Genomic DNA, 8,520 nt, shown 5'->3' with positions numbered 1-8,520 from the left:
CAAATACACGCTTGGATGCTAGGCTTGCAATGTAACGCATAGCCCATTGAGCATTTTTCATATCGTTGAAGTTAATGTTTATTGTAACGTTCCCGTTAATAACATTTTGGGTATAGTTCGTATTGTTTTTAGATCCATTGTTATTATTACCTCTACCACGATCATCATTTTTACTTCCATTTGCAAATGCGGCAGCTCCGCCACCCATTACCATTGTTAGTACAAGTCCAGTAGCTACGAATTTTTTCATTAGGTTTTTTTTCATTTTAAAATCTCTCCCTTAGTCATTATGGTTTATACATAAGATGGAGCCTTCGCGAAGGGTTCCTGGTTATGCTACAAGGATTCGCCATGGCATGTCATTTTTTGGGGGTGGAGCTTCTAAATCTTTTAAAATCAATTCTCAAAGTCTATTAAATCCACCCCGAAACTGCTAAACTGAGACCATATAGTCTAACTTTAAAGGAGCTTATGTATGCGCTTACGAAACCCGCGAGTTCAGCTCGTTATTGCTCTGGCTGTACTCCTAATCGTTGTATCAGCCTTCTCATTCAGCAAGATTTGGTTCAAGCAAGGAAGCATGAACGTGACCGCAGTAGCTCCAACTGTTACACATCAAGAATCCCCACAAGTGAGTGAAGTACCTTCATCCGTACCCAATCAAGATACGAAAAAAGAGAGCGTTGCCACATATCCCACTGAAAACGTAGATGTTGTTGTAATTGGAAGTGAGCTTGAGGGCCTCTATTTAGCCCGAGCTGCCAAGGATGAAGGCCTCACAGTGAAAATATTAGATCCCCATCAAGCTTTCGGAGGTCAAATTCTTCAAAGTCAGATGCTGTTTCTAGATGAAACACGAGATGAACAAGGACATTTACTCGTACAGGGTCGCGCTAAGGAACTATTTGATGGCTTCCGCAACGCTAAGATTCGAAAACTTTCAGAATTCACGACATATATGAACAAATTGAGTAAAGACATCCCGATTGAGTCAGGCATCACGATTCAAGAAGTTGAACAAATTCAAACCCCTGACTTTATGCACAAAATTCCATCCATCCTATATAAAACGAATACAAATGAAGTTAAGAAAATCACAGCCTCTTATTGGGTGGATAATAGTGATTTTGCCGCATTAATGAGCCGCTTGGAGACCAAACGTCTACCAGGCCTTGAGAAATTCTATGGGCAAAAAGATATTGAGTACATGAGCGCAGGCATGATGATGAAGTTTAAAAACGTAGATTGGAAGAAGTTCAATACGACCTTCAACGCATTAAAGCCTGAGGACAGAGGGAAGCAATTCGGTGGTGGAAGTGTCAGCGATAGTTTCGCCATTGGACTTAGCGGAATGACGAAGGCGTATCATCCTTCTAATGATCGAGTTTTCCTAAGAGGTTTGAATGCCGTGAATCAACGCGATGGCGAAGTCCTCATCAATGCGTTGTTAGTCTATACTGTGGATCCTGCCAAACCGGCGTCCGTGCAAGAAGCAGTCTATTTGGGAAATAAAGAAACAGCCCTAATCTTGCAGCATTTCCGAAAAACTTTACCAGGCTGGGAGAAAGCTGAGCTAGGTGAACTGCCAACTTACCCTTATATTAGAGAATATAATCACTACGAAATGGACTACACCCTAAAACCATCTGATCTTCTCGCAGGTACGATGTTCTGGGACAATGTCAGTATTGGCGGTTATCCGCTTGATCTCCAAGGAACGAGTGCCAACAAATGGGGAATTGAGATGGGACGCCCTGATAAATACGGCATGCCGCTTCGCAGCTTTTTACTAAAAAATTATGAAAATGTCATAGCAGCAGGAAAAAATGTTGGTTCCTCCGCGATCGCATACGGCAGCACACGTATTCAGCCAAACACGAGTTTGGCCGCAGAGTCCATCGGTGTCATCTTAGGCCAGCTTCATGGCAAGCAGAAACTTCGCGAAATTAAACCTGAAGACATGCTGAAGCTCCAAACGTACTTAGCTACTCGATATCAAATCAAGTTGACTGGAGTAACTGGAACCAACAAGATCACTGGTTGGAATGAGGAGGAAATTCGCAAACTGGATACTGGCGAGATCACTTATCCCAGCTATGTTAAAACGCGTAAAAAACCTGCCGTAAAATGAAATAAGGGTATTATCGACCGTGTCCTCGTTCACGTAACGAGTGAGCACGGTTTTTCTTTTCAAAAAGGGATTGAAAGTCAAGCAACATGCATATACAATAAGTCATATACTTATAATCACTTACAAATACTTAAGTAAAGGAGGTGGATATCCTTGTTTCAAGAAGAACGACTCGTTTCCATCCTAGAATACTTAAAATCAAATAAGCGTATCTCCGTAGATCTGATTTGTGAGCTCTATGAAGTTTCTCGCGATACGGCTAGACGAGATATGGTCAAATTAGAGGAACAAGGATCCATCGTTCGTACGCGAGGCGGAGCAATTCTACCTACGCTTTCTAAAGAAGTCAGCAATTATGATCAGCGCCTTCAGGAGGAATCATCTTCTAAACTGACGATAGGCAGAAGAGCTGCAACACTCGTTCAAGATGGCGATTATCTGATGATGGATGCTTCAACAACTGTACTGCATGCAGCTACTGCCCTTACCACGAAAAACAACATTGTCATCACAAGTTCCATTGAAACAGCCGCTATCCTTACCCGTAAGGATGGTATTACGATTCATATGCTCGGTGGTGTGCTAGATAATAAGCAACATGGTGTCTTCGGAGCTAAGGCGATTGAAATGTTAAATGAGTATCACGTCGATAAGCTTTTCATTGGCACGTGCGGTATTTCCGAGAATGGGCTATCCGCCCCCAATGAAGAAGATTGTTATTTAGTAAGAGCGATGATGGAGCATGCTGATCAAGTGATCGTTCTCGCAGATCATTCAAAATTCGGCAAGCGTCTGTTCCATCGTGTCGTAGGATTTGAAAGTATAGATATTCTGGTTACGGATCAAGCACTGAGCGAGGAAATGAAAGAGCGCTTATTAGCCAGTGAGGTTGAAATTGTACTAGCAGGAGGAGAAGAACACAATGATTAAATTAATCGTTAGCGATCTGGACGGCACGCTGCTTGACCATCATAAGAAAGTCTCAGAGCGGGAGCTGAAAGCTCTACAGCAAGTGAGAGAATCAGGAATTACGCTTTGTCTAGCATCTGGTAGAATGAATTTGGAGATGCAGAGAGTACTTCAAGATATCGATCATCAAGCTCATTCTGTTTCCCAAAATGGTGCCTTCATCCATTTGATGGATGGTACGCTTCTGCAAGCGAAGCTATTTGAGCCTTCCATCGCCCATCAAGTATATCAGCTCATCGAAGCTTTCGATGTAGTTAAGCTGATTTGTTCCGGGAATACCAATTACATTGAAAACTTGAACCCAGCTTCCGACGAGATTCAAGCTAGAATGTTCGAACCTTTTCAAGTAAAAAGCGAGATGGAGCAGTCCTTGAAGGATGCGTTTCCGATATGTAAATATTCACTTTTCGGGCAAGTTGAGAATTTACTTGAGATCAAGACACTGTTAGAAGAAGAACTCTGTGATCAATTGGACATCTATTTGGCTGATACAGATTGCCTCGATATCATGCCTCATCAAGTTTCCAAAGGCAGCTCCCTGCTTACGCTTATTGCACATTTGGGATTAAAGCCTGAAGAGATCGCGTGTTTTGGAGACTCCTTTAATGATGTCTCGATGTTCGGTATTACACCCCATAGCTTCGCTATGCATACCGCTCATTCGGATGTGAAAAAGCATGCCGCGATTACAGTGAATTCTGTTTCCGATGCGATTGCCCATGTATTGGCTCATAATGATAAGCTTACGATTGAACGTAAAGGAAGCACCGCATTATGAAAAGATTATTAATTATGGGCTGCCTATCCTATTTACTAACAGGCTGCACGCACGTTATTTTCGGCGCTGTGTTGCCTGAACTACTAGCCCATTATGGTCGAAGTTACAGTGGCGGAGGGCTGCTGGTCTTTTTGCAGTTTGGGGGTTTCATGCTAGGTGTGCTTGCGATGCCTACACTCATTCGTCGCATCAGTCGTCGAAGTACGATTACAATGGCATTTTGCTTCTTGTTTGTGGCTATGCTTGCCATTGGCTTACTGCCACCCTGGCCGATGGTTATCGGGTTGACCTTCCTTGCAGGTATCTCCTTCGGACTCGTAGAGTCCAGTATCAGCACCTTCGTCCTCATGGCTGCCAAAGATCAACAAGCGGTTGCCTTCAGCAAGCTTGAAGTTTTCTTTGGACTTGGCGCTTTATTCATGCCCCTTGTATCCAGTCTACTCATTGCAAATGGGTTTTGGAAACTTGCCTTTATGCTGCTGGGACTAAGCGCTCTTGCAACAGGCATCATTTGGTCAAAGCTTTCCTTAGGCGAGCATGATGAATTACTTGCACATAAAGCGGACCGTTCGCAGAAAGCCGAGCGAGTTCCTGTACTTTCTAAAAAATCGTTCATATTTTTATGTTTACTTATGACCGTGTTTTTCTTATATTGCGGCATGGAAAATACGATCGTTAATTTCTTACCGTCAATCTTTAAGGACCAGCTGCATGCTTCAAGCTCCGTCTCTACTCTCGGTGTCACTGCTTACTGGTTAACCATGGTTGTTGGTCGCTTATTCGCAGGTGCACTTGCTGAGAAGATGACCTATTTTAAATACTTAGCTTTTTCGTTCGCTTTAAGTTTGATCACCGTAATCGTATGGGTGTTCAGCACGAATCTCTGGAGTAGTTTTGCCGTAATCCTCTTGCTTGGGTTATTCATGTCAGGTATGTTCGCCGTTGCCCTTATTTATGCGAATCAACTGTTGCCTGGACGTACGGAGCAAACGACGAGTACGCTCATTGCCGCTGGTGGTTTAGGCGGAGCTATCCTGCCGCTTGGTGTCGGATGGGGCATGGATCACTTCCATGTAGGCGTCTCGATCTGGTTTGTACTGATCAGTATGTGTGTTGTGTTCGGTATTATTATGTATACACGTAAATGGCAGGCTCCAGTGTTGAGGGCCAAGGTTTGATGATATGCGAGCGGGGAAAGTAGATGATAGCAAAAGCAAAAGACCCTTCACAGCCACTAAGGTGGTAGGAAGGGTTTTCGTTTTACTGAAATGGCTTTAGTTGTATGAGAATGGCGTTGTCTTCGAACACCACATTTTTAATGCCAATTAATTTAGGCAAGTAAGATTGCAGTGGAATTTCAATAGGAGCAAGTTGAAGCCAAGCATTAGGCAGCTGCCAATTCCGGATTTGCGTATTCACATGCTGGATGACCAGATTCGGTGGATCCCAAGCCAATGTGAACATCGCGTGAGCACCGATCGGAATCCGCTCGCGCCACCTCACATTTACATCCGCCTCAACCATGGCGCCCTGCAGATTCAACTCTGCACCTTCCATCCGAAAGTCATGTGGCAGTGTGCTGTGCGAAGCTAACTGCTTTTTCAGTAATTGATTTACTTCCTCTTCCGAAAGCCGCACGTCCAGCTTCCGGGAGAGGATCATTTCTGCAATTTTGTTGCTTATGGCAATCTCTTTATATTGTAGATCTAGCGACTTTGTTGGTTTCACATACTGGATGATGATGAGTAGCATCACCGCGGCGATGACAGCCAACATCAGGAGTGTGATCGTAACTTTCTTCAGCATGCTTATACACCCCGCAGATCATGAGTAGCCTTCGTGAAGAAGCGCGCTAGCGCTACTCTTCTTTATTCTGCTGCTTCTCTTTCAGCCAGCGCGGAGCGCCCTTGCTCTTGCGATCGCGCTCGCGTTGCGCTTTGCTGACGGCCTTGCCTGCGGCGGCCGTCTTCCCTTGCGCTGCCGGCTTCGCCGGAGCAGCGCCCTGTTGGCCGCGCGCGTCCGGGGCCGCGGCGCTAACGCGCACCGCGCCCGCAGGCGCGGCAGCCTCACGCGCGCCGGCGGAGCCGCTGCGCGAAGGTGCTGCACCGCTTGGGCGCGCGGCTTCACGGCGGCTGCGCATCGTAGCCGCACTGCGGTCTTGGGCCGGGTCAACCAACCGGCCCTCGTACATCGCCTTCGGCTCAATCGTGATGCCGAGCTGCTTCTCGAATTTTTCGATGATGAAGAGCTCTCTCGAGGTCACGATAGAGATCGAAGTCCCCTCACGGCCCATCCGGCCTGTCCGACCTACACGGTGAAGGTAATACTCCGCATTCGTCGCCACATCTAAATGGAAGACGTGCGTCACACCTTCAATATCAAGACCTCTGGCAGCAACGTCCGTCGCCAACAATAATTGGAATTTCCCTTCACGGAAATTTCCCATCACTTTGGCACGATCCTGCTTGCTCGCCTCTCCATATAGAGCTTCAACAGAAAGCCCGACGTATTGAAGTTTACCGACGACTTGTGCAATATCATCAGTCACATTAATGAATACAATAGCTGAAGTTGGCTTAATCATCCGAACAAGTCTTCGGAGTGTGTCTATCTTTTCACGTTCCTGACACACGACATAGTGATGTTCCAACGTTTCAGCCGTACGCTGGGAGGGGTTAATTTTGATAATAACCGGATCCTTCAACCATCTGCCCGCTGCTTGCTCCGTGCTTTGAGGAATAGTCGCCGAGACAAACACCATTTGACTAGTGCGAAGCATACCTTTGAGTACCGCTTCTACATCCTGCATAGAGCCAAGTTCAAACACTTGGTCAACTTCATCGACAATGCCCATTTTCACGTGATGCAGCGTAAGCTTGCGAACTTTCATTAACTCCAGCAAGCGTCCAGGCGTTCCAACAACGATATGCGGGTGAAGGCGCAGCTTTTCGATCTGCCTCGCAACAGCCGCTCCACCAATTAAGGATTGTGAACGAATCGGTCCCCCGCTCGTCAATTTCTCAATTTCCTGCATAATCTGCATGCCCAACTCACGTGTAGGGACAATGACCATGACTTGCAATTGTTTCTGTGCGGGATCAATTCGTTCCAAAGCAGGCAGCAAATAAGCGAGTGTTTTACCCGTTCCCGTCTGGGATTGAATAATCGCGTCTTTGCCTTGCAGGAGAACTGGGATACCTTCCGCTTGAATCGGCGTTGGCTCACCAATCCCTAATTCTTGTAATTTATCTAGATAAGTCTGTGCAATCTGCAGCTGTTCGAAACTCGTGCTCAATACGATATACCCCTTTTCTCTTCCAACCTCATGCCCATATTATATGCTAGAGTGGTTCAGCAAACAAATATGTAGATGCCGTCCCTCTATCTGTCTGAGCCCCAATCATCCAAAAACTTCTGTTTAATGGCATCCCTTGCACGAAAAAGCCTCTGACGCACAACGCCTTCGGTCACACAAAGCTCACTAGCCATATCTTTATAAGATAAATTATGTATCCACTTCATCGCGATAATCTGTCTATAGGCGGGGTTAAGTTGATTGATATAAGCAATAACAGCTTCTCTCATGACTTTCATTTCAACCTCTACGTCTGGTGAAGCCGAATAATCCGATGTTGGGGCTGACTCCTTTAAGGAGAACAACACCTCTGACTCGAGTTCATCACGGTTACGCCTATGTTTGCGCAAATGATTCAGAGTTACGTTCCGCGTAAGTCTCTTAAGCCAGCCCTCATATTTATCGATTTCTGTTAATAAAGGGGCTTTGTGAACTGCACGGAGAAAGGATTCCTGGATAATGTCCTCCACGGCAGCATGATCTCTTAAAATAAAATTAATCATCGGATAAACGAGCAAGTAAAATTCTCTATAAATCTGTTCCTGCATACCCTTATCTAATGTATTAAAGTCGCTGTTAAATATCTCTCTCAGTGACTTCATTCTATCCCCCCTAGCCTACAGGTAAAATACCTATCGGTTATCTACCTTATTTTAGGTTATAAAGGAGGAGTAAACAATCGTTACCGTTAAAATAGTCGGAAAAATTTTCCTGTGTTTGAAGAAACGATTACATGCAAGGGGGGAGAGTACTTCGTGACATTTTGACAGCCTCATGTTCATCTATTGAGAAAACCTCTATCGAAGCTACTCAAGGATGAGCGACCGCTATTCCACCCCACAAAGTGATGATAAGCTTCGAAGTAAATTCCGATTACTTTGTGGGGACCCCGAGACATGTAGGTTTTATCGCCAATATGAAAGCCGTTTTCGGTTTCCGAATACTTATGCTTTCCTATGTGGTAAACTAAAAGTGCTCCAACTACCCTATTTCCATCCGAAGGGATGACGTGCATGCATACCGATTTCGAAAACGATTTTAACACGTTGGTCGCCAAGACCGCAGAACTTATTACAGGTGATACGTCCCCAGAAATGATTGAGAAAATCAAGATATGGGCTTTCTTCAATCATGTTCATAAGGCACTACCCGCACTTGCCTCCCATTGGAATCAATCTCATCCCGAGGGCAAAGCAGAAATGCGAAAGATTTTCGAAGAAATCCGCGCGCTGAATCAAGCGAAACAAGCAGCAAAGTCTGATCAATCAGAAACGTAGAATAGGTAGA

9 protein-coding genes (1 of these 9 running past the window's edge) are annotated in these 8,520 nt (G+C 45.2%); 5 read left to right on the top strand and 4 right to left on the bottom strand.

Annotated features, from left to right (window positions below):
• Positions 1-265 carry the 5' end (the start) of an S-layer homology domain-containing protein gene (locus ACSQ8P_RS08850; protein WP_436234841.1) on the bottom strand. It extends 950 nt beyond the left edge of the window, so 265 of the gene's 1,215 nt are visible here — the first part of the coding sequence; the start codon lies at positions 263-265; its stop codon lies off the left edge, out of view.
• A gap of 210 nt (positions 266-475) precedes the next feature.
• On the opposite strand from ACSQ8P_RS08850, the gene ACSQ8P_RS08845 reads away from it, so the two are divergent.
• The 4 genes from ACSQ8P_RS08845 to ACSQ8P_RS08830 all read left to right on the top strand — a co-directional run bounded on the left by ACSQ8P_RS08845 (position 476) and on the right by ACSQ8P_RS08830 (position 5,056).
• Positions 476-2,131: an FAD-dependent oxidoreductase gene (locus ACSQ8P_RS08845; RefSeq protein WP_436234840.1), complete on the top strand. Its 1,656-nt coding sequence runs from the start codon at positions 476-478 to the stop codon at positions 2,129-2,131.
• Between the two features lie 153 nt (positions 2,132-2,284).
• Positions 2,285-3,061 carry a DeoR/GlpR family DNA-binding transcription regulator gene (locus ACSQ8P_RS08840; protein ID WP_436234839.1) on the top strand — a complete coding sequence of 259 codons (777 nt, stop codon included), beginning with the start codon at positions 2,285-2,287 and terminating at the stop codon, positions 3,059-3,061.
• Entirely contained in the window at positions 3,054-3,878 is an 825-nt protein-coding gene (locus ACSQ8P_RS08835) for an HAD family hydrolase (RefSeq protein WP_436234838.1), read from the top strand. The genes ACSQ8P_RS08840 and ACSQ8P_RS08835 overlap by 8 nt, the downstream gene beginning before the upstream one ends.
• Positions 3,875-5,056: an MFS transporter gene (locus tag ACSQ8P_RS08830; protein ID WP_436234837.1), complete on the top strand. Its 1,182-nt coding sequence runs from the start codon at positions 3,875-3,877 to the stop codon at positions 5,054-5,056. The genes ACSQ8P_RS08835 and ACSQ8P_RS08830 overlap by 4 nt, the downstream gene beginning before the upstream one ends.
• An 82-nt stretch (positions 5,057-5,138) precedes the next feature.
• On the opposite strand, the gene ACSQ8P_RS08825 is transcribed toward ACSQ8P_RS08830, so the two are convergent.
• The 3 genes from ACSQ8P_RS08825 to ACSQ8P_RS08815 all read right to left on the bottom strand — a co-directional run bounded on the left by ACSQ8P_RS08825 (position 5,139) and on the right by ACSQ8P_RS08815 (position 7,835).
• Complete coding sequence (locus ACSQ8P_RS08825) at positions 5,139-5,684, bottom strand: hypothetical protein (RefSeq protein ID WP_436234836.1); 546 nt, start codon at positions 5,682-5,684, stop codon at positions 5,139-5,141.
• A gap of 52 nt (positions 5,685-5,736) precedes the next feature.
• Complete coding sequence (locus ACSQ8P_RS08820; protein WP_436234835.1) at positions 5,737-7,173, bottom strand: DEAD/DEAH box helicase; 1,437 nt, start codon at positions 7,171-7,173, stop codon at positions 5,737-5,739.
• An 86-nt stretch (positions 7,174-7,259) separates the two neighbouring features.
• Positions 7,260-7,835, bottom strand: a complete 576-nt coding sequence (locus tag ACSQ8P_RS08815; protein WP_436234834.1) for an RNA polymerase sigma factor — start codon at positions 7,833-7,835, stop codon at positions 7,260-7,262.
• A 411-nt stretch (positions 7,836-8,246) separates the two neighbouring features.
• Here ACSQ8P_RS08815 and ACSQ8P_RS08810 point away from each other — a divergent pair, with 411 nt between their 5' ends.
• On the top strand, positions 8,247-8,510 hold the full coding sequence (locus ACSQ8P_RS08810; RefSeq protein ID WP_436234833.1) for a DUF2573 family protein: 264 nt from the start codon (positions 8,247-8,249) through the stop codon (positions 8,508-8,510).
• The last annotated feature ends 10 nt before the right edge of the window (positions 8,511-8,520 follow it).

Source organism: Paenibacillus sp. LjRoot153 (genome assembly GCF_964253085.1).
Lineage (GTDB): Bacteria > Bacillota > Bacilli > Paenibacillales > NBRC-103111 > Paenibacillus_E.
The sequence above is the reverse complement of the archived record's forward strand: the minus strand, read 5'-3'. Positions and strand labels throughout refer to the sequence as shown.

Coding starts and splice junctions, on each gene's coding strand:
- ACSQ8P_RS08845 (WP_436234840.1), top strand. CDS start 476: ATGCGCTTACGAAACCCGCGAGTTCAGCTCGTTATTGCTCTGGCTGTA.
- ACSQ8P_RS08835 (WP_436234838.1), top strand. CDS start 3,054: ATGATTAAATTAATCGTTAGCGATCTGGACGGCACGCTGCTTGACCAT.
- ACSQ8P_RS08830 (WP_436234837.1), top strand. CDS start 3,875: ATGAAAAGATTATTAATTATGGGCTGCCTATCCTATTTACTAACAGGC.
- ACSQ8P_RS08825 (WP_436234836.1), bottom strand. CDS start 5,684: ATGCTGAAGAAAGTTACGATCACACTCCTGATGTTGGCTGTCATCGCC.
- ACSQ8P_RS08815 (WP_436234834.1), bottom strand. CDS start 7,835: ATGAAGTCACTGAGAGAGATATTTAACAGCGACTTTAATACATTAGAT.
- ACSQ8P_RS08810 (WP_436234833.1), top strand. CDS start 8,247: ATGCATACCGATTTCGAAAACGATTTTAACACGTTGGTCGCCAAGACC.